Below are 21,262 nucleotides of genomic sequence, written 5' to 3'. Positions count from 1 at the left end.
TCTTATTGGTTAAGATACAGGTAAATCAACTTTAGAATTGCTGCAATGGATGACGTTTTCCAGAAAAATACCATTTTAATTTCTCTATTCCATTAAAAGCTAAAATTCCCAATATAAAAACTAGCCCAAAAATTAATCCTCCTAATAAACCACTAAATAAAGACAAAATAGCTAAAACCAAAATAGCATCACCCGAAGCACCAGCCCAGAAAAAAACTAACATTAGGCTTGCAAATCCTCCTGTTGTTAAACCAAGTTTTATTAAACCTAGTAAAATCTCTAAAGCAGTTTTTTTAGTAATATTAATAAAAATTTCCTTTTTTGAATGGTCTTCTTTAATTGTAATTTCCTTACAACGTGAACACCAGTTTTGATCTGGGTCAAAACAATCTGTTTGATGACAAATTTCGCAACGTAAAGGTAATGATTCAGTACGAATATGTAGATTTGTTATTTTGTTCATATCTATAGTAGCATCATTAAGTTATTTTCTAGGTGAAAGATTGGCAACAGGGTAGATATGCTGATTAATATCATAGTTTCCAGAAATTTCTAACATTACTTCTTCTAAAATATTTTCTCGTCCATTAAAAGAAAAAAAAAGCACATTGTGCTAAATTAGGACTACGATGTAAAGCAGGAGGAACAATTAAGTTTGCAAATTGCTTTTGTACCTCAACAGGCATTTCTTCAGGCAATTCTAGATCTCTAACTGTTTCTACTACAAACCTACCACGTAAAGGAATTTCTAATAATAAAAACAACCTAGCTACATCTCCAGCAGTTAACTTTTCTGATTCCACCAAGTCAAAAGCTCTTAAAATACGGGCAAAATCCCCTTTTTCTAATGAACTGTAATAATTATTGCCTAATACCAGATAAGTAATAGGTAAATAATCAAATACACCATTAATTGTTATAGAAAATTTTCTTAGTTCTGAAGGAAGGTCAAAAACTTGGTTTTCTGTTAGCGTCATACGGCCAGCAAATCGGGATTTTTTTGCTTCTGCATCAGCCAATATTAAATCTGTTATTGCCATAAAATTATTACTCCAAAAAGTTAAAAGCTGCAAGCATACTTTTAACGCATAACTTGCAGCTTATTCAAGCTTTAATTTTAGAAAAATAGAAGATTTAACCAAAAATTCTATTGAGAAATCCAACGTCTTTAGGTTTTTGCTCTAGCTTATTATCTAACTTAGAATCATCCATAGCTTTTAAATAAGCAGTATCGTGTAATGTAGCATCTCTACCTTGTAACTTAAGCGCATTTGTATCTAATTTCTTTAATAAGCGATCACGTAATTCTTGAGGTGGGACTAAACGATTATTGCTAAGCAAGCTATAAATATCATTAGTTACTTGATCAAAGCGTCCTGAACGTGTACGGGCTGCGGATAGCTCATTATAATATGCTGCACCTGTATCTTTAGCAGAACGTCCTACAAGTGTACGCCAGAAGCCTTTCATTTCATCTGGGTTAGGCAAGCGGTTTTGTGCCGCCATAATACCTGTATATTGTGCGCTATATTCATCTAGTAACATTGCAGCTAAATTAGCATCTTCATATTTAACACCTTGGAATTCTACACCTTTACGATCAATCATATTATGGTCAAGGTGTGCAACTTCGTGGGCTAAAGTACCAACTATTGCTTTGAAAGCGTCTAGGTTTTCGCTATAGCCATTAGCAGCATTAATAGCAGGATTATTTAAGTTAAGATTTATTTTACCGCTTACTTCTGCTTCACCATAAAGTTGCGGGTCATCTTTGATGAAGTTTTAGTCTATTGTTCCTTTAACAAAATTGTCTAAAGTGTTACGAGCAATTGTATTTGTAGGTTGGGCTGCAATTTGAGCAGATACTGTAGCAATAACATTTAATGCTACACCTTTTTGATCAGCAGGAAGGCTAGAAAAATTACCATTTTTAACAAACCCTAACACATCGCTTGTACTAGCATTTGGGTGAAGTTGGATTGCTCTGCGTACTAAATCTTTGTCAGCAGTGCTTAAAGAATTAAAGGTAGTTCTATCAGTACCTGTTAAAGAAGAAATCTTAGAGCTTGCTTTATCTAAAGCTGATTGAGGAGGATTAGCAACTAATCCTAAAGATCCACTTTGTTGATTACCATTTTCTAAATTTACTCCGCCGCCAATTCCATAGCCACCGCCGATGCCATAACCGCCACCAATTCCATAGCCGCCGCCAATTCCATAGCCCCCGCCGATGCCATAACCGCCGCCAATTCCATAGCCACCGCCGATGCCATAACCGCCACCAATTCCGTAGCCGCCGCCGATGCCGTAACCGCCACCAATTCCATAGCCTCCTCTAACTTCTTGGCCTTGAGAGCCTTTGCCACGACAAAAAGCGCATCCATCACTTTTGCCTTCTTGGGCTTGAACTGTGCCTGAAGCAGCAGCAGAGCTATCTACTTTTGTTTGTGTTTCGGTTTGTAGTTGGCGAGCAATTAAGCTAGCACCTAGGTCTAGTTCACCTGTTCTACTTAATTTTCCTGGAGCTACTTCAGTGTTTGTTGTAACACTAGTAGAATTATTAGTATTTTGATTGGTTTTGTTATTTGTTGTAGGTAATGAGTTTGTATATATATTAGGGACATTTGAATTGTTAATTTGATTAACCATTACTAGCTCCAAATTATTTTGATTAGAAAATGAATACACTTAAAGCTGATCGTAGATTTGTTCACATTATCGGGGTGTAGTTTTAAATAGTTGCGTAATAAAATTACCAATTCTGCAAATTACCTGTTTTTTCCTTTTTTGCAGCATAAAAGTCTAGGCTATTAACTAAAAACTCATAAAATAGACATATTTTGATCGCTAAGACCCCCCTAAAATTACTGTGTTTTTACTCTATGGAGAAAAATTTATGTCAGATCAAGTAAACCAATCGCTTTCAGGCATTCACTTATCTTTATTAATGAATTTAGAAGCCAAGTTTCGAGATGCAGAAAATCGCTTGTTAGGTGAAAACAAAGTCCCATTTGAATTTCACACCGATGCACCTATGGAGTTAGTAGAATGTCCTTATGTTGGTAGTCGTCATAAGCATTTTAAGCCTATGAATATTTCTGCATTAAAACAAATTAATAGCCATTGGTCTGAAATATTAAACGGATTTTCCTGTTTACGTAGCTTTCTTCTTTCACAAAAAACTGAAAGTAAAATCACAGTTTTAGATCTTTATAACCTCTCAATTGCTGGTTATTTAATGCCATCCTATTTGTTTTACAGAGCTAAAGATGCTTTTACAGATGGAGAGTTACCAGCTTTTGTTGCAACAATTTATAAAGCTTCTCTTGGGCTTATTAATGCAGTACAAGTAATGCTAACAAAAAGATTAGTTTTAGGTAGATATAACGCAGAAATGCAGATTGATGCAGAGGCTTTTTATTTATTTGCTGAAACGGAAAAGCTTTTTATTGGCCCTGGGAAGTTTGCGCTGGTACTCCAAATCAAATTAAAGAATTATTAAAAGTAATGTTAAGTGACAAAATAGATAAAACAGCACAAATTTCATTAATTGATAATTTATCTGATTATTTTCATTATATTACTCAGGCAGAAAAAGTTGTCTTACTTGATAATTTTTTCCCATTTATTTTTTATTTTTCTCTAGAGAATAAAAACATGGATAAATTACTGCAAATTCTCTATGAACAAGACACTTTAGGCTTTCGGGGAGTATCAATGGAACTGCAATTTTTTGATTTAATTGAGCCTATTTTAGGCAAAAAAGATGCAAACTATCAGGAGAAAGTAAAAGCTGATTTAATTAATATTTTCGAGCATATTGATAAACAAAATGATATTGTTTTTTTGTTAACACAAACTGAGGAAGAAAAAGAGAAATTTACTATTTATCAACAAAAAGTTTTTGAATTTTTTGCTAGCGATGAAATAAGAATTTCCAGAAAACTTACTCATCAAGACATGGAAATAGTTGTTGAGTTTTTTGTTAGCTATCTGATGTTAGAGCAAAAAAAATTAGCTCTTTATACAAAGTACCAAAGAGAAATGAACAAGGTTTTAGGCCGAGATCAAGTATCTAGGCCAATAGATGGACTAGATTTAACATTAATGTATGACAAAAAATTACGAGATGTTTTTGCTAGTTTTTTAGCGGTTGAAATAGAAAACTTTGCAGACAAAACTATTTTACGACAAGGTGTAAACACACTAGTTTTAGAGTAATTTAACAAAGTAGATCCATCAGCATAGCTTGCCAGATCTTTAATAACTATTGCAAAATCTTTGCTTAAAAGTAATTTCCTAAAAACTTTTCTTTTGGAGATGGCATGTCAGAAAACTCTTTAGCACGCTATAAAAAAGGTCGTTTAGGTCAACGCATATATCAAGCTAGCAGTTTGCCAAAAGCTTTTCGTCAAACTTATGTTGTTTTTGGTGGAACGGGTGCCGTGGGTGGGACGGCAATAATGAAGATGCTTGAAATCTTAGAAGAAATGATGCACTACAAACACCCTAACCCCGCCGACACGCCTACAATATTAGTTACAGGTTTAACTAATGAAGAAATTCGAGCTTTTACTAGTCGATTATTTGAATATTACAGCAAGTTTTATGGTAGTGAATGGTTGCCTGAGCATATTGCTAATAAAGGTTATCGTACTCGCTCTGGAATTATGCTAGAGCTACATCGCTTAAGCGTTAATCCAGAACTACCCGGACTAGTTAATTTACTAAAATTAAGCGTATCAGAGCGTCAAGCTTTAGCAGATAGTTTTTTGAAAAAAGGTGATTTAACGTTAGAAAGTTCTGAAAAAGAAAAGTTTGACCATTTAACTAAAGCCATTAAAGTAGACTTAAAACAACCATTTACCGAGTTTTTGCAAAAATACAAATCTGATCGCAACTTAGCATCCCGTTTTCGTGCTGTTATCGTCGGTATCCCTCTAGCTAGCGTTGCAGCTTATCATTTAAGTAATTTAGAAGAAATTTGCCGCGTTTTTGGCATTAAATCACCTCAGCTAATCACAGACCTAAAGCAACTTTATCTTTCCAGAGTAAGAGACGATTTAGCCTTTATTCGCAATGAGTTAGCCGAAGAAGTAATAGCTGCACATACAACGGCTGTTGGTGGAATGTATGACGAAGGTGCAGAGGGTGAAAGAGTTATACGGCTAGGCTTTGCTCATAGTGCTTTAGACGAGCGTTTACGTTATAAACAGCTTTTTGCTGAACAATTACAACAGCTTTATTCTGAGGTAGGAATAAAAATGCTTGTAACTGCTGCTGCTATTGGGATTGATGCAATTATTTCTAATCAAAGCGTACCTATTCAAAGTGGAGTTTTACGGGATTTACGAGAACTTTTTGCAACAGGTCGTCAAATAATTCCAGAAGAAGATCTTCGACGTGGAAAAATTAAAATTTATCCTCCTGTAATGATAAAAGATCGAAAAGAAACTAACGCATCTGTTACCTTTCAAAAAGGTTTGGAGTTTACTCCACGTATTCAAATTCGATCAGGGGAAAACGGGCGATTTTCTACTTCCAATACAGACGCGCTTTACCGTGTTATGCGTGTTGCATCGGCTAGTGAGCTAGGTTTAGTTTTAGCCGAAGCTGCAATTGTTGGTGATGATAAAGATGTTCCCTGGTTTATAAACAGCAATTGCTATTATACAGAAACAGAAAATGCTCGCTTGGTCTTTGATTTCTTGCAACAACCTCAATTAATGGACTCACAAATCAGCGGACTAGATGTAAAGTCATTCCAAGATTTAGGATCAGCTAAACATCAGGGAGAATTGCACTTATTAGGCTTAGTTATTTTGCTTCACAGACTCCGAACCTTTGACGCTGATGCAATTCCAACACAAATTTCTTTGTCTACATTTAATCCACAGCAATTTTTTGAAAGTAATTCACGTCCATTATTTTTTGAAGATTTAGCTACTTGGCAACTAGAAACTTTAAGCAAAGATTTAATTACTTTGGTAAAAGCTCAAACTCCACAAGACCTAATTTCAATTAAACATCTCTCTAGCCGTAATTATCAGGAACGTAACGACGCTTTTAATTTAGTAATGATGGAAGTAATAAAAACTGTCCACTCCATTACTTCGCTAGGCTCGCCAATTATTTTTAATGACAAGAACGAAACTTTTATTTTAGTTGGCCCCTACATTGCACCGTTAGATTTGCTAATGTCTGAGCGTAACACTATTGAAAATGCTATCTTAGACCAACTAAAAAACGTCAGCAAAACGGCTCGTACCAAAGAAGTAACTCTAGCAAAAGAATTTTTCTATTGTAATAACGGCTTTATAGATTTAAGGCCAATCGCCGTTGTTTCTACAGCTAAAAATTTAGCTGATGCTTTAGATAATAGAATTCATGTTTATGATTCTTTGGACGCTTTTAAGAAATACTTAAATAGGTTAACGCCTTATTCCTATTTTGCCACTAGCGGTTTAATAGCTTTTCTTGCTCGTATGCTCGGACTTTATGAACAAATTTCGCAATTTAGCTTAGAGCTTGGCACGCTGCATGACTACCGTTCACAAATACCTGTTTCACCTGGTGGGCTACATTATGTTGTGCCAAGTGTGGTTGAAGCCTTGCGTCAAGCATCCGAAGGGCTAGAAAAAAATACTGGTACAGATCGTTTACATGGGCAATGGGGTTATTTTCGTCGTGAACCGCCTGATCGTCCTATGGTTTAGAGATTTAGAACTACGATTATGGAAAACGTCTATCCAACATTTTTAGAGGCTACAGAAAGTTTTCGTAAGTTTTTAATGGAACAAGGCCAAACAGATAAAATTGTATGGATAGATGTAGAAGATGTTGTACTGGTTAATTATAAAATCTGGACAAATAAAATTGACTTTGCAAAAAATTATTATAAAGCAGAAGAAAAATATAACCTTGGTACAAACAAAATGTTAGGAATAGAGCTTTCAGCAATTTGCCGATTAGGTGATAATATTTGCTCCCATGTTTTTGTTCCAAATGATAAAGAAGATGCTCTAAACCATTTGATGTTAGGCAACTTAAAATTGGCTGTTCCACAAAATTGCCCGTTGCTAAACAAGTTTGGTTTTCTTGGCAATGGAAACTGCTAAAAAAACAAGACTCTAAACATAAATCATTTTTGTTTCATATAGATTAAAAATGCTAAACCAACTTAAGTTATTTTTTATGCTCTATTATCAGCCCCAAAAGGCAATGGGCAGTATTATTGACACAGGTTCAATAGCAGGTGCGATTATTGCAATAATTTTAAGCTCTTTTTTATTTGTAGTTATCACACAACCAATTTTTGACGAATATGAGCAAAAAATGATTGTGTTACCTAAGCAAAATGTGTCTTTTGCAAATCAACCAAGTAATTCTGAGGTTGAAGAAAACTTTGAAGAATATCCAGAAATTTACCACCCTAAAATTAGACAGCCTTTGCCTTTAGTTGGTAATTTTGGCTGGTGGTTTGTAACTTTCTCTCTTGGTTCAACACTAGGAACAATTTTATTTTTACCACTGCTTTATGTTCCTGTAACTATTTTAGTGTTAATTTTTTTTGAGCCTCTAGGAAGCTTTGGCGTAGTTTTCCGCCGTGATTATGCACCACTTCTAGCTTGTACTTTGCTAAGTTGGTCAGCAACACATTTGCCTTTTTCACTTCTAGCAATAGCAATCAAACCCAATGCAAAAACAGCATTACTACTTTGGCTATTATGTAAAATTTCATTTGCAATATTTATGGTTATAGCTTTAAGAGTCGTTTTTAGTGCTAGTTATTTTAGTGCTTTAGGAACGTTGTCTATTTCTTGGCTCTCGGTCTTGCTGCAATCTCTTTTATTTTGGCTAATGTCCCCTTTTATTATATTTTGGGTTTATTTTTATTTACGTGGGGATATTGGCGCGGTAGGCGGAGATGTTATGTCATCTTTTCGGCAACGTCAAAGTTTTCGCCGTAATCTTGAAGCAGCAACCATTAATCCACAAGATGCAGAAGCGCATTATCAACTAGGACTTATCCATAAGCAACGTCGTCAATATAGCGAAGCAATAGCCCGGTTTCAGCGTGCTGTAGAAATAGATAAAAAAGAAATAGACGCATATTTTCAGCTAGGTATAATTGCTCGTGAACAGAATCGCTTGCAAGAAGCTATTTCTTATTTTGATACAGTAGTTTCACTAGATGATAAACATTCACAAAGCGAAGTTTGGCGGGAAATTGGAGCAACTTATCAAGTAGCAGGAATGAAAGAAGACGCTCACACAGCACTAGAAAAATACATTGAACGCCGACCATATGATGCTGAAGGGCTTTATTATTATGCAAAAGTTTTAGTTGAACTTGGCAAAACAGAAAAAGCTAAAGAAATTATTAAACAATGCTTAGAGGCAGTAGAAACTGCTCCTTATTATCGTCGGGCTACTTTGCGTCGTTGGAGCAAATTAGCAAAAGGGCTGTTAAAAACTTAGGTTTTAATAATTAAGCTTATTTCTTTGCAACTCTAAAATAATAGTCCTCTAATTCAAAAACTTCACCGTTTTTGTTTATTCCTGACACAGTAACTAAGTAATCATCGTTAGAAAAAGTAACTGTTTTTACACTAACATTTATAGATTTTTTAACATTATCAGTAACTTTTTGTTGCCAAATCTGTTTACCATCTACAGTTTTAATTGTAACTTGGTAGGTTGAATAGCTTTCTACCCCTTCTTCTAGCATAAGCTTAAGCTGCAAAATTTGGGCATCTGGTGGAATATTTAGTAATTTTGTTGTGGCATTATCTCTAGTTAACCCTGTTGTCAAAACCATTGAAATAACTTGTGCTGACTTTTGTAGTAATTTGCTTATTTCATTTTCTAGAAGAGTGCGTTCTTGTCTTTCTGTGTCTAATTCCTGTTTTATTTGCTCATAACGTTTTTGGCTAGTGTCAGATTTTTGTTGAAGAAGTTGCTCTTTTTTCTGAAAATCTGCTTGTTGCTGACTTTGCTGGTTTTCTAAGATTTTTATTTGGTTTTGAAGTTTGATAGTTTGAAACATTAGCCAACTACCTCCACCAAGCAAGATTACTAAACTAGCAGCCAAAGCAAATTGCTTAAGAGTTTTTGATTCAGACCAAACAAACCGCCTTTTGTAATTGCTAATAACAGGTATTTCTAAGACAGCTTTTTCACCAGTAATTTTGTTAATAGATTTAAGAAAAGCTCTAGTCATCTCTACTTTTTGTTTTCCATCTTTTGAGCTTAAAAATTTTTCTTCAAATTTCTTTTTTTCCTTTATATCTAACTCATTGCAAAGATAAGCATCTATTAGTTCTGTTTCGGTAATTTTTAATTGCTGATAAAAACTATCATCAGCAAAATATTTTTCCTCTATTTGAGTTTGCTCATCAGAAGACAAATCGCCTAACAGGTAATTTTTCATAAGTTGTTTTTCATTATTTTCTTCAGGACTAGAATTTTTCATAACTTAATGTCTGTTATTGCATTTTCATTACAATATTTATTTATAATTTTTGAGCTTTTTTAACACAGTTTTCTACACATTTAACTAGATCTTGTCTTAGACGATGAGCTTTTACCCGTAAAGCATTAATATTTATTCCCAATTTATCAGCCAAAAATTGACGTTGTTCGGCTTTAGTTATTTCAACAGAAAAATATTCAATTATCAAAAGCTTTTGCTCTATAGGAAAATTACTTAAACATTCATTAAAACACTTTGTTGTTAGCTCTGTTTGCTCATATTCAATTAGCTTTTGCTCTTGATTATTATTTATTGCTAACTGGTTAGTTGCTATTGGTAAATCTTCTATTGCAACTGTTGGTTTTACACCTCGTTGATGCTCTTTTAACACAAAATGAGCAACACTTAAAAAATAGCTATCTGACAAAACGTTTTGTGTTTCGCTGTTTTCTGATTGATTATTTTCTTGTTCTAAAAGTTTTCTTGCTGCTCGATCAATGGTTTTATCAGCTAATTCTAAATCCATTTGTGAAAAACCACGAGTACGGAAAAAAATTATCAGCTTATTGCGAACAATTAAATATTTTTCTTCTGCTAATCTTTGATTAGTATTAAGACGTTTTAAGAGAACCTCAAAAGACTCTTTTTGCAATTCATCTTTATTTTGTTTAACTGTGGCTTTTTGCTCCTTCATTGAAAATCACCTTGTAAGACAAAAGCCGCCCAATAATAAGGGATTTCCACCTAGGCTGTTTCATCATTTGAAGTTGTGCTTCTCTAAGTGCATTTGAAGGTGATTGGTTGTTTTTTAATAAATTTTGATAAAAGTATTTCATTAGTTCAGCCGTAGCTCTATCATCCACCTTCCATAAACTAGCTATTATTTGTTTAGCACCTGCATACATAAAACCACGTGTTAAACCTACTAAACCTTCTCCTTTTACTTCTTTTCCTAGAGCAGTTTGACAAGCCGATAAAACAACTAAATTAGCAGAAAATTTTAAGTTATAAATTTCTTGTAATTGTAAAAACCCATTTTTAGGATTACCTTCTCTGTCAACTAAAGATAAAACTATGCCTGAAAGCTCTGGATAATCATTATTTATTATTGAATGAGTAGCAAAATGTAAGATTTTATTGTTTGCTAACTTACCTTTAGTTAACAAATCATAATCGGCATCAAAATCTAAGAATTGCTGGTAGTTCTCTTTCCATAATAAACTAGTAATTGCTGTTGCTTCCTGGCGACTAAAAGGAAGCCGAGATAAATCATTTATGCTATTTATTTCTTTTTCTCTAAATGTCTCTGCTGACGCTAAATTAACGTTATTCTTTACTTTATCCTCTATTTTGCTTTCTTTTTTTACAATACTTTGTTTTATTCTTGGATCGTCTTTACTAAATATAGGGTCAGCAACAATAGTAATAGTAGTTTTACTTATTAACTTTTCTTTTTTTTCTCTAAGCAGCAATAAAGTTGCAGCAGAAGGTAAATTTACCACCTCATTTTCTAAAATTAATGGCGAGAAGCTTCTTTGCCGGTTTAAGGAAGTATGCTTAGATAATATATTGAATGGAATATATTGTAACGTCCCATCTGCAACAATCAACAACCGCTTATTTGCAAGTTGAGAGCTAAGAGGAAATAACACTAACTCACTTAATTTAGTAACCGCTAAATTATAGTCTGAATCTAAAGAGCTAGTATTTTTAACATTACTGGGTAAGCCTTTACTTACTAGTAAGTTATAAACTATTTGTGCTTGTTTTTCAATTTCTGACCTAGAAGCTAGCTTATAATACTGTACTTTATTATTAGTAACTAACCATATATAGCTACTATCTTTACCTAACGAATATTCTAGTAACATTGTACTATCATCTAATAAAGATTGAATTGTTGGTAAAGAAATATCTTGTATTTGGGTTAAAGTTGCATATGCAGGACTATTAATTTTAATTTGTGTTTGAGTTTCTTTTCTTTGATAGATTAGTTCTCGTAGTTCTTTTTCTATTTTTTCTATTTTTTATAAAGGTGTGTTTTTATCTAAAAGCTGTCGCTTTTGTTGCTCTTTTATAGATAGTTTAACTTGGATCTCCTTTTCTTTTTCAAGCAATTGAGCATCAATACCTTGGCGAATATCTACTTGTGCTTCGGTTAGAAGTTCTCTAAGACTTCGCGCACGTCTTTTTTCATTAATTTCTAAGGCTTTAGCTAGATAATTTTCTTTTTGTTCTTCTTCATAAAGTTTTATTAATAAATCAATATATAAATCATAATAATTTTGTGTTTTATCAAAATAAGATTCACCTAATTCTTGGCTATTTATGTTGGTACGAAAAACTTCTATAGCCTCTAAAGCCTCTTCTATCAGTTTAATAGCTTTAGGTAAGTCTTTTTTTTGTTCCAAAAGTGCAAGCTGATAAAGATTTTTTACTTTTCCTACTGAATAACCCATTTTTTCATATAATTCTAAGGATTTATTAAAGCATTCTGTTGCTTCATTTAAGTTATTGGTAGACAATTTTGCTATTCCGATAAAATATAATATATTTGCTTCCGTAGCTTTGTCATTAAGCTCTTGAGCTAAAGCCAAAGCTTGATTTAGGTATTCTTCTGCCTTTTTGTAATCACCTAGTAAACTATAAGTAATTGCTACACCAATAAGAGGCGATGGTAGTTCAAAAGATTTTCCTATACTTTTATATAAAGTTATAGCCTGTAAATAATACTTTAGACTTTCTCCTGTATCAGAAATATAAGTTTTACCAATAGCATTAAGTGCAGCGGCCTCTTGTTCAGTATTTTTTGTTAGACGAGCTAAAGCCAAGGATTCCTGATAACAATCTCTTGCTCTAGTAAAATCTTTTAGCAAGAAATATATAGATCCTTTTTGATAGAGTAATATAGATTTATTAGTAATATTGCCTATTTCTTTTTCTATGTCTAAAGCTTTTTGTGCAAATTCTAAAGCTTTTTGGCTTTTGCCTATTTGCAAATAAACCTGGCTTATTTTACTTAAAACATTTAATTGCCCTTGTTTATTATCTGTAGTTTCTCTTAGAAGTAAAACTTGGTTATAATAATCTAAAGCTTTTTCTATTTTTCCATCATCTTCTAATAAAAGACCAAGAAAAAATAACAAACTAGCTTCACTATTTTTATCTCCAATAGTTTGAAATATTGATAAACCTTTTTGGTAGGCTTCTAGCTGTTTTTCTTTCTCACCTAACCGCCCATAAACTACACCTAAAGAACTATGTATTTTCCCTTCAGCCTGCTTATCTCCTAGGGCCTGATAAATTTCTAAAAGTTTTTTTATATCCTCTATAGCTTGTTTTGTATCACCTAAATTTAATCTTATTTGTGTTATTTTTTCATAAACTGTAGCTTGTTTTTTTATATCACCTAAATATTTATATTCAAGCAATAATCTTTCATATTTTTCTAGTGCAGCAGTTAAAGATTCTTTAGTAATTTTATTTGTTAACTGTTTAGCTTCTTCAATAAGCTTATTTATTTCTTCTTCTGTTAACCTCTTATCTTGACTAGTTTCTTGAACAAATAGCAAAATTTTTGCAGAAGTTATTGTAGGCAAAGAAATAAAAAATATTCCAACAATTAAAATTATAGTAAAGTATTTTTGAGTAAGTAATAGATTATTCATAAATTTTTACTTAGTATATAGTAGCTAGAATGTTATAGATAGCTTTCCGACTAATATTTACACTAATTAATAGTTAATTAGTTGCATAAGTTATCCAACTAACTACTAACTCTGCTAAAACAATTTGTTAAAAATCCGCTAAAATAGCGCGTATTAATTTTAAGTATAATACTAAAGCTAATCTGGAGAATAAATTATGAGTGACTCACCCGTAGAAATTACCATTAATAACAATGGTTCAATAAGAATTAGTGGAAATTTTGTTATCAAAGATCCATCAGGAAAGGAGTTTGGTTTAGCAGGTCGTACTGTTATTGGTCTTTGCCGATGTGGACAAAGTGCTAATAAACCTTTCTGTGATGGTGCGCATGCTCGTTGTGGTTTTCAATCGCCAATAGAAGCACGTGATTTGCCAGCACCAGTAAAAAAATAAAACCCAAATCCACTAATAACTGTTCAAAAGGTCAGAAAACTATTCCTGACCTTTTGTTATTTTATTTGTTAAACTTTTACATTTAACTAACATCTTCCAGGGTTTTCACAATGTTTTTATCAGAACTTAAATCTCGAATTTCTTTTTATTTAACTTTAGGGCTAATATCAGGTTTTTTACTTTGGATAATTGAAGTCGTAGAACGGTTTCTTAGCCTTAAACATAACTTTGTCCAACCTCATGAAGCATTTTTTTTCCCTTTTTATTTTGTCCCTACCGTTTGGGGAAGCCTGCTTTGGTCATTATTTTTAATTATGTGTATGGCTAGCAGATTAATTAGCCTTGAAATAATTGATAAGACTAAAGTTACAAGAAACTTAATTAATAACAAATGGAAACAAAACCTATTTGCTAGTTTAGGGCTATTATTAATTTTTATTTTGCTTTGGGCGTTAATTCCTATTTATTTTACTAGTCCACTTTATGAAATGTCTGTATCTATAACAGAAAAAGTCCCTTATGTCAGCCTAGTTTTTGCAAGAAAAAAACTTGCTATCTTATTTATGTTATTTAGTTTAGCAATATTTACCATTATCTTAGATCTAGTAATTACACCTTTAATAAATTTAGAAAACAATCAAATAACTTTTACCAAAAACAAAAAAATTACTCTAGCTTTATTTAGCCTAGTGGTTTTGTTTACAACTTACTACATGGACGCTAACTTTTTGGTGACACGTAGAGATTTAAGTTTCCATGTACCTATTCATTTGTTAAGTGTATTAGCATCATTTGGCTTAATTGCTACTATTTACAAGTCAATTAGAAAACCAATTTTATTAATTAGTTTAATTCTTGTAGTTAGCTCAAGTATTTTTACTATTACCACCTTAAAAAGTAATCAAAATTTAAAATCCTTACTTTGGCGATGTAGCACAATTGCAAGACGTTATTTAACCTTAGCTGAACAAATTCAAGGCTGTAGAGAAAAAAACTTGGATGAACTTTTAGCACTAGGACAATTAAACCAAATAAGTAAGTCTAATGCTTTATCCGACGCAGAAAATATAGTTAGTTCTAATAATTTAGAAGAAACCCGAAATATTATTTTTCTTTCTATAGACACATTAAGGGCTGACCATATGGGGATTTATGGTTATAAAAGGAGTTTGACACCAAATCTTGATAAGTTTGCTAGAAAAAGTATTTTTTGCCAGCAAAGTTATAGTATTGGAACTAATACAGGTCATTCTTTTGCGTCAATTTTACGTTCTGCGCTAGGTGATGGGATTTTTGACTCTAGCATTCCAAGCATTGCTGAAGTTTTAGAGCAAAAAGGCTACCAAACAGCTTTTATAACTAGTCCAAAAACTGAGAATTGGTTAAATAAAAAACGTTGGGCGCAGTATAAAACCATTATTATGAATGGTTTTCAAGAAGTTGTACATCAAGAACCAAAAACTTGGGATGCAGCAGAAATGACGGATAAATCCATAGAACTACTAAAACGACTTCAGGAAAAAGGAAAGTTCTTTGCTTGGATTCATTACCTAGATCCACATACTCCTTACGTACATCACCCAGAATATGATTACGGACAAGGTGACTTAAATATTTATGATAGCGAAATTGCTTATACAGATGCTCATATTGCTCGCTTATTAGAGTTTTTAGAAAGTTCTGGACTAATGAAAAACTCTCTTCTTGCTTTTACTTCTGCTCATGGAGAAGGATTTCTTGAACATGGTGAGGTAGAGCATGGCGGGCTTCCTTATGTAGAGCAAAGTTTTGTTCCTTTATGGGTTTACAAACCTGAAATAGTGCCAACAAAAATAAGTAAACCTGTTTCACATATTGATTTAGCCCCAACAATGCTTGGATTCTTAAAAATTCCTTTGCCAACTGGTTATGAAGGTCAAGATATTAGCAAAATTGCTTTAGATAGTACCTTGGCCCACCCTTATGTAATTACAGAAACACCTAGAAATATTCCTGAAGGGACATTTTTTGCTTGGGGTTTAACCGAAGGTCATTGGAGAATTATTTATGACTCAGTTGGTAATAACTGGCAGCTATATAATTTAACTAATGACGCTTTAGAGCAAAAGAATTTAGTTGATTTAGAACTAGAAAAATTTCATGACCTACGCACTAAACTTGCTGAGTATTTATATAAACAAAGTAAAAGAAAAAATTATTCTAATTGGCAAAGCTTAAAACAAATGGCTGAAAGTAAATCTAATTAATCTAAGTAAAAACAAAAAATGCCAAGCTATTATGCTTGGCATTTAATTTATACTCGTTACTACACTTAATTAATTAAGCATAGAAGTTACTGTGCTATAGAAAACGTAAATTGAAAGTTTGCACTTGCTCCAGAGGAATTAGTCACTGTTAGTTGGTTAACACCTTTGCGCATATTTAATTTTTTGCGGTTTCCAGTCATTAATATTTGTCTATCAGTTTGATTAGATAAAAATCTGCTTATTTCTACTCCATTCATAAATACTTTTGCTGTAGTGCCAAAGCCTTGTCCATCAACAGTTAGTGTTGGTTTTCGGTATACAGCATTGTTAATTACAATGTCTCCTACAGGATTAGTAACAACTTCAGGCAATCTAATTAAACGAACAGAAGAAACAGGTTCTTGAAGTTCATTAAATAAAAGGTTTCCAGTATTGCTCAGGTGAAGATTTGGCAAGCTAAAGACACTAGCATTAGCAACTGAACCACCATCACCTTTGTAAACATTATTACCTTTTATTAAGGTAGAAATGTTTTTACTTGTAGCATTAACTCTGAAAATTCTAGTGCTTTCTATTACATCGCCAAAAGTTTCTGGTCTATTGGAATCAAACTCTCCAGCACTAATAAACAAATTACCGGCTTTATCTACATCAACACTACGAACAAATCCAATACCGGCTAATGTAGCTGGCCCGCCTTCACCACTAAACATTGACTGTGCATTACCAGCAACTGTACTAATAGTACCTGTTGCAATATCAACACGACGAACTACACTTCCAACTAAAAATCTATTAGTCCCTACTTGTCTATCAGCAATAAAGACATTGCCATTTATATCAACTGAAATGCTTACAGGGCTAATGGCTACTTGAGTAGCAGGATCACCATCTTTGCCACTACGACCGTCACCAAGTTCTTTTCCATTACCAGCAATAGTAGTAATAATGCCTGTTCTAGCATTGACACGACGAACATTTGCTTGACTAGCAATAAGTAGATTTCCTTGCACATCTATTGCAATATCTACAACTCCACCTAAAGCAGCTTGGGTTGCTAGCCCACCATCACCACTAATTGCATCTTCCAATGAACCATTACCAGCAACCGTTGTAACAATATTTGTAGCAGCATCAATACGGCGGATTTTTCCATCTGATGTATCAGCAACAAATAAGTTACCTTGTGAATCAGTTGCTAAAGCTATTGGTTGGAAAAATACTGCATTTAGGGCCGGGCCTCCATCACCATCAGAGCGATCTTTATCAGGAATAAAACCTGTACATTCTGGTTTACCAATCCCTGCAAAACGGCTAATAATCCCTGTTGCTGCATCAATACGACGAATAACACCATTATCAAAATCTGCAAGAAAGATATTTCCGCTTGGATCGGTTACTGTATCAATTATTGAGCCTAAACTGGCTTTTATAGCTAAATCACCATCACCTCGTTGATCTAAAAACTTTTTGCCTGCTATATCTCTAACATCCCCAGTATTTATATTTAAGCTTCTAATTCGGCGCGAATCAGAAGTATATAAATTTCCATTTCCATCAATGTTCATACCATTGTTCAAAGAACTTAAAATAAAATCTTCAATATTTTTGCCACCACACTCAAAAGTGGGAGGATTTTGTTTAATAACTGTAATGATACCTGTAGTAAGATCTACATGTGATATTATCCCGTCAGAAATAATAGCGTTATTTTTGCTATCTATAACTACGCTTCTTGGCCCAACTAACCCAACACTAATAGCAGGTTTACCATCTCTATCACTACCACCAGAAAATGTTCCATTGCCAGCTATAGTAGTAATCACATTAGTTTTTGCGTCAACACGACGAACACGGCCATTAGCAGTATCAGCAATAAAAAGATTACCTGTAGAATCAAAAGCAATCCCTATTGGAAGACGTAAACTAGCACTTAAAGCTGGGCCACCATCACCACTAAAAGTAGGATTACCATTACCTACTACAGTAGTAATTATTTTTGTAGAGCTATCAATTTTTCTTACACGATTATCAGCAGTAACAAACAAACTACCAGCCGCATCAAAAATCAACCCTCTTGGAGTTTCCCCAAAACCAGCATTAATAGCTTGCCCACCATCGCCACTAAAAGAACGGCTTTTCCCACCAGCAACAGTAGTAATAATATTAGTAATTGCATCTATACGACGAATACTTTGAGTTAAAGCATCAGCAATAAAAATATTACCTGTACTATCTAAAACAATTGTTGTAGTTGGTCTGATTGCTATTAGCTACAATGCCATCTGGTGTTCTTTTTGGTTTAAAAAAAAAAAAACAAAATAAAAATTTATTTTTCTTTTGTTTTTTTTTTTTTTTTTTTATTTTTTTTTTTTTTTTTTTCAAACTTCTTCCTCAAGAGATGTTCCACCACCTGCTATTGTGTTGATAATCCCTGTTTCTTTATCAACACGTCTTATACGTTCAGCCCTATTATCAGCAATAAAAACATTGCCCAGGCTATCAACATATGAATTAGTTAAAATACTTAGATTAGCTTCTAAGGCTTTACCACCATCACCAGAAAAAGCTGTTCCACCAGCAATAGTAGTTACTTCTTCTAAGTTAAGCTCAGAAACAGGTTTAGCAATAACATTTACTTCCTTTTGTGCAATACCGCCGCGAGTAAGAACAGAAAAAGTTCTAATACCTGGTGCATCCTGTGATGGGACTCTAAATCTTATTTCTGTTGCACTAACAATTTGAGCATCTTTAATGATATTTCCACCAAAAGTTACAACGCTTTCTGGAGCAAAGTTTGAGCCTGTAACAACAATTTCTGCCCCACCTTCCATACGAAAAACCCCGGACTAACTTTTGCTCTCTCTGGCGCGCCAACCGTTACAACCTCAATCGCTTCATCCTCAGAAGTAGCGGCTGCATCAAGAACAAAAGTTTCTGTTCCCTGTACTACAACATTAACAGCTTGATTAAAACTTACTCCAGGTTGTGCCAGTTGTGTAACCTGTGTATTTTGTCCAAATGGATTTGTTATAACTTGAACCCCTGTATTATCAACTACATAGATATTATTGACACCATCTAAACTTATTGATTGTGGACGATCAAAAACAATCTCATTATTGTTTTGTTCGTTAACTAAATTATGGTTTTGTATATTAGCACTTGAACTTGTACCTAAGGTTGAAACATTAGCAATAGGGCGACCATTTTCTTGACGTGTTATTTCAATTACTCTAACTCTATTATTGTCTTCATCTGCTACGGTTAGTAATCGTCCATCTGCACTAAGTGCTAAACCAGCAGGACGCTTAAATCTAGCTTGTTTGCCTATACCATCTTCTTTGCCGCTTTCACCTGGCTGACCAGCAAGTAAACTTACTGTATTACTAGCAAAATCTACATAGTAAATTGCATGGTTATCTGTATCTGAAACATAAAGATTGCCCCCAACATCTGATACTAATCCGCGTGGACTATTAAAAAGGGTTTGTCCAAATGGTGCTAAATCATTGCTGTCAAATTGGCTTTTTCCTGGAAAACCTGCTCCAATTAATGTTTCTACTTGTTGATTAAAGCCTATTTTTCTAATTCCATGATTAAGTGTATCCGCAACATAAATGCCACCTTTTGAGTTGTTGTCTATTGCAATTGCTGTTGGGCCGGCAAAAAGTGCTTGTTCACGAAAACCATTTTGACTGCCTACTCTATTGCGTTGTCCAGCAAAAATTTTAGTACCTGAAGTTAAGGCCTTATCTGCAACTAAAATTACATTTTGAAGCGGGTTACTAATATATAAACGACCTGTGTTATCAAGTTTGGAATCTCCTGGTACTCGCTCACCTTTACCTTTTCTTACTCTCGCCACTACAACAAAGGTAGAAACACTTTCACTACCTCGTTTTGCTGTAACTGTGGCAAAACCTTGTTTAACTCCTCTAACTTCTCCTGTAGTTGGATTTACTTGTGCAATATCTGGGCTACCTGAAGACCATATAACTCCATCTGCAAGCCGGCCATTACTGTCAACGGCTGTTAAAGTAATTCGGTTTTGTTCATTAACAATGGGATTACGTTGTTTGATTAGTAAATTCTGCGCTAATGGTTCTACTGTGTCATATAATGGAAGGAAAATTTGGTCATTATTAGCTATATTTGTTGTATCTAAAGATACTTTTGGGCTAACACTTAAAAAGCAACTCATTAAGGAAAATGAAATTACTATGCCGCGTACTTTATTAGATGAAAATAAACTCATATGTCAACTGTCTCCCTACACCAAACTTCTTAAAAAATCTTTCTCATTAGGAGAACGCGCAATTTTTATTGGATTTCTATCATTTTAACGGAAAAATTTTTCTTTTAATTAAAAACTTTTAGCAGTTTTTTATAAGTTATCGAGAAAAATATATTTAGCAGATAACAATGTTTTAAATTAGTTTTTCTTTTCTTAACCATTCCTCAGTCAATTTCATCCCTTCAGATAAATTAACTTTAGGAGTATAACTTAAAACTTGTTTTGCTTTGTTTATATTGTAGGTAGCTCGGCGAGTAAGAAAATTCAGTGCATTTCTTGTAATAGGAGCTTTTTTTCCTGTAATTTTTTCTGCTAACTCCATTGTTAAAGCTACTATATAAGCAACAGGAAAAGGAAGTGTTTTTAATTTTTCCTGTCCTAGCATTTTTGCATAATAGCCAAAAAACTCTTTCCAAGTAGTACTTTTTCCATCAGTAATAATAAAGCCTTGGCCTATCACATCATCATTTTTAGCAGCCATTATCATTGCATCTACTAGATTATCAATGTAAACATAATTACATAAGCCTGTACCACCAGCGACTAAAAACATTTTATTATCTTTAATTGCTTTTATTGGTCTTATAGTCCATGCACTTGAGCGAGGCCCATAGACTGCACCAGGGCGGATAATTACGGCAGGAAATTTTTCTTTTTCAACAGCTTCTAAAACTACTTTTTCTGCTCCTACTTTAGTTTCTGAATAAAGTCCACTCTCAGGGTCAAAAGCAGAGTTTTCATCAGTTCCATCTTTAGGATTAAATCCATATACAGCAATACTACTAATATGTATAAATCGTTGACAATTATTTGTTTGTGCTGCAATAACAATATTTTTTGTACCTTCAACATTAGCTTGATAAAACATTTCTCGACTACCTCGGTCACTGGCCCAGGCAGCAGAATGAAAAATAACTTCGCACCCTTGACTAGCTTTTTTTAATGAAGGCAGATCAGTTAAATCTCCAATAGCTATTTCAATTGGTTTGTCTATGGCTTCTTTTAGCTTATCGCCTTTTTCCTTACTACGCGCTAAAGCACGAACTTTAGCACCTTCTTCTTTAGCTAAAATTTCAACTAACCGATGTCCAATAAAACCTGTTGCACCAGTAACTAAAACTGTTTTGCCTGATATATCCATAG

19 protein-coding genes are annotated in these 21,262 nt (G+C 33.6%); 7 read left to right on the top strand and 12 right to left on the bottom strand.

Annotated elements, in window-relative coordinates; genetic code table 11:
* Positions 1-31: 31 nt before the first annotated feature.
* The 4 genes from IPK14_11725 to IPK14_11710 form a co-directional block, all read right to left on the bottom strand.
* Positions 32-463, bottom strand: coding sequence for a hypothetical protein (locus IPK14_11725; GenBank protein ID MBK7994056.1), 432 nt, complete (start codon positions 461-463; stop codon positions 32-34).
* 124 nt (positions 464-587) lie between these two features.
* On the bottom strand, positions 588-1,040 hold the full coding sequence (locus tag IPK14_11720) for a hypothetical protein (GenBank protein ID MBK7994055.1): 453 nt from the start codon (positions 1,038-1,040) through the stop codon (positions 588-590).
* Positions 1,041-1,134: 94 nt separating this feature from the next.
* Positions 1,135-1,608: a hypothetical protein gene (locus IPK14_11715; protein MBK7994054.1), complete on the bottom strand. Its 474-nt coding sequence runs from the start codon at positions 1,606-1,608 to the stop codon at positions 1,135-1,137.
* Between the two features lie 174 nt (positions 1,609-1,782).
* The gene (locus IPK14_11710; GenBank protein MBK7994053.1) at positions 1,783-2,649 is read right to left on the bottom strand and encodes a hypothetical protein; all 867 of its coding nucleotides are present in this window, start codon (positions 2,647-2,649) and stop codon (positions 1,783-1,785) included.
* A 247-nt stretch (positions 2,650-2,896) separates the two neighbouring features.
* Between IPK14_11710 and IPK14_11705 the strand changes: the two genes are divergently transcribed.
* The 5 genes from IPK14_11705 to IPK14_11685 all read left to right on the top strand — a co-directional run bounded on the left by IPK14_11705 (position 2,897) and on the right by IPK14_11685 (position 8,481).
* Complete coding sequence (locus IPK14_11705) at positions 2,897-3,502, top strand: hypothetical protein (GenBank protein ID MBK7994052.1); 606 nt, start codon at positions 2,897-2,899, stop codon at positions 3,500-3,502.
* Positions 3,503-3,507: 5 nt separating this feature from the next.
* Entirely contained in the window at positions 3,508-4,221 is a 714-nt protein-coding gene (locus IPK14_11700; GenBank protein MBK7994051.1) for a hypothetical protein, read from the top strand.
* 104 nt (positions 4,222-4,325) lie between these two features.
* Complete coding sequence (locus IPK14_11695) at positions 4,326-6,716, top strand: hypothetical protein (protein MBK7994050.1); 2,391 nt, start codon at positions 4,326-4,328, stop codon at positions 6,714-6,716.
* A gap of 18 nt (positions 6,717-6,734) precedes the next feature.
* Positions 6,735-7,118 (top strand): hypothetical protein, encoded by a 384-nt coding sequence (locus IPK14_11690; GenBank protein ID MBK7994049.1) that lies wholly within the window; start codon positions 6,735-6,737, stop codon positions 7,116-7,118.
* A gap of 49 nt (positions 7,119-7,167) precedes the next feature.
* A complete protein-coding gene (locus tag IPK14_11685; protein ID MBK7994048.1) occupies positions 7,168-8,481 on the top strand; it encodes a tetratricopeptide repeat protein in 1,314 nt (437 codons plus the stop codon).
* Between the two features lie 16 nt (positions 8,482-8,497).
* Here the strand turns inward: IPK14_11685 and IPK14_11680 are convergent, their stop codons facing one another.
* The 4 genes from IPK14_11680 to IPK14_11665 form a co-directional block, all read right to left on the bottom strand.
* Positions 8,498-9,475, bottom strand: coding sequence for a hypothetical protein (locus IPK14_11680; GenBank protein MBK7994047.1), 978 nt, complete (start codon positions 9,473-9,475; stop codon positions 8,498-8,500).
* Between the two features lie 40 nt (positions 9,476-9,515).
* Positions 9,516-10,169, bottom strand: a complete 654-nt coding sequence (locus IPK14_11675; GenBank protein ID MBK7994046.1) for a hypothetical protein — start codon at positions 10,167-10,169, stop codon at positions 9,516-9,518.
* Positions 10,144-11,346 (bottom strand): CHAT domain-containing protein, encoded by a 1,203-nt coding sequence (locus IPK14_11670; GenBank protein ID MBK7994045.1) that lies wholly within the window; start codon positions 11,344-11,346, stop codon positions 10,144-10,146. The genes IPK14_11675 and IPK14_11670 overlap by 26 nt, the downstream gene beginning before the upstream one ends.
* Positions 11,347-11,502: 156 nt before the next feature.
* Entirely contained in the window at positions 11,503-13,143 is a 1,641-nt protein-coding gene (locus tag IPK14_11665; protein ID MBK7994044.1) for a tetratricopeptide repeat protein, read from the bottom strand.
* 196 nt (positions 13,144-13,339) lie between these two features.
* On the opposite strand from IPK14_11665, the gene IPK14_11660 reads away from it, so the two are divergent.
* Both IPK14_11660 and IPK14_11655 read left to right on the top strand, forming a co-directional pair.
* Complete coding sequence (locus tag IPK14_11660; GenBank protein MBK7994043.1) at positions 13,340-13,576, top strand: CDGSH iron-sulfur domain-containing protein; 237 nt, start codon at positions 13,340-13,342, stop codon at positions 13,574-13,576.
* A gap of 110 nt (positions 13,577-13,686) precedes the next feature.
* Positions 13,687-15,822 (top strand): sulfatase-like hydrolase/transferase, encoded by a 2,136-nt coding sequence (locus IPK14_11655; protein ID MBK7994042.1) that lies wholly within the window; start codon positions 13,687-13,689, stop codon positions 15,820-15,822.
* A gap of 86 nt (positions 15,823-15,908) precedes the next feature.
* Here IPK14_11655 and IPK14_11650 read toward each other — a convergent pair whose 3' ends face one another.
* The 4 genes from IPK14_11650 to IPK14_11635 all read right to left on the bottom strand — a co-directional run bounded on the left by IPK14_11650 (position 15,909) and on the right by IPK14_11635 (position 21,260).
* Complete coding sequence (locus tag IPK14_11650) at positions 15,909-17,894, bottom strand: hypothetical protein (GenBank protein ID MBK7994041.1); 1,986 nt, start codon at positions 17,892-17,894, stop codon at positions 15,909-15,911.
* A 309-nt stretch (positions 17,895-18,203) separates the two neighbouring features.
* On the bottom strand, positions 18,204-18,656 hold the full coding sequence (locus IPK14_11645) for an IPT/TIG domain-containing protein (protein MBK7994040.1): 453 nt from the start codon (positions 18,654-18,656) through the stop codon (positions 18,204-18,206).
* Positions 18,596-20,080 (bottom strand): Ig-like domain-containing protein, encoded by a 1,485-nt coding sequence (locus IPK14_11640; GenBank protein ID MBK7994039.1) that lies wholly within the window; start codon positions 20,078-20,080, stop codon positions 18,596-18,598. Before IPK14_11640 ends, IPK14_11645 begins: the two co-directional genes overlap by 61 nt.
* A gap of 172 nt (positions 20,081-20,252) precedes the next feature.
* A complete protein-coding gene (locus IPK14_11635; GenBank protein MBK7994038.1) occupies positions 20,253-21,260 on the bottom strand; it encodes an SDR family NAD(P)-dependent oxidoreductase in 1,008 nt (335 codons plus the stop codon).
* Positions 21,261-21,262: the final 2 nt, after the last annotated feature.

The sequence above is a fragment of the Blastocatellia bacterium genome, assembly GCA_016713405.1.
Taxonomy (GTDB): Bacteria; Acidobacteriota; Blastocatellia; order Chloracidobacteriales; family JADJPF01; genus JADJPF01.
The sequence above is the reverse complement of the archived record's forward strand: the minus strand, read 5'-3'. Positions and strand labels throughout refer to the sequence as shown.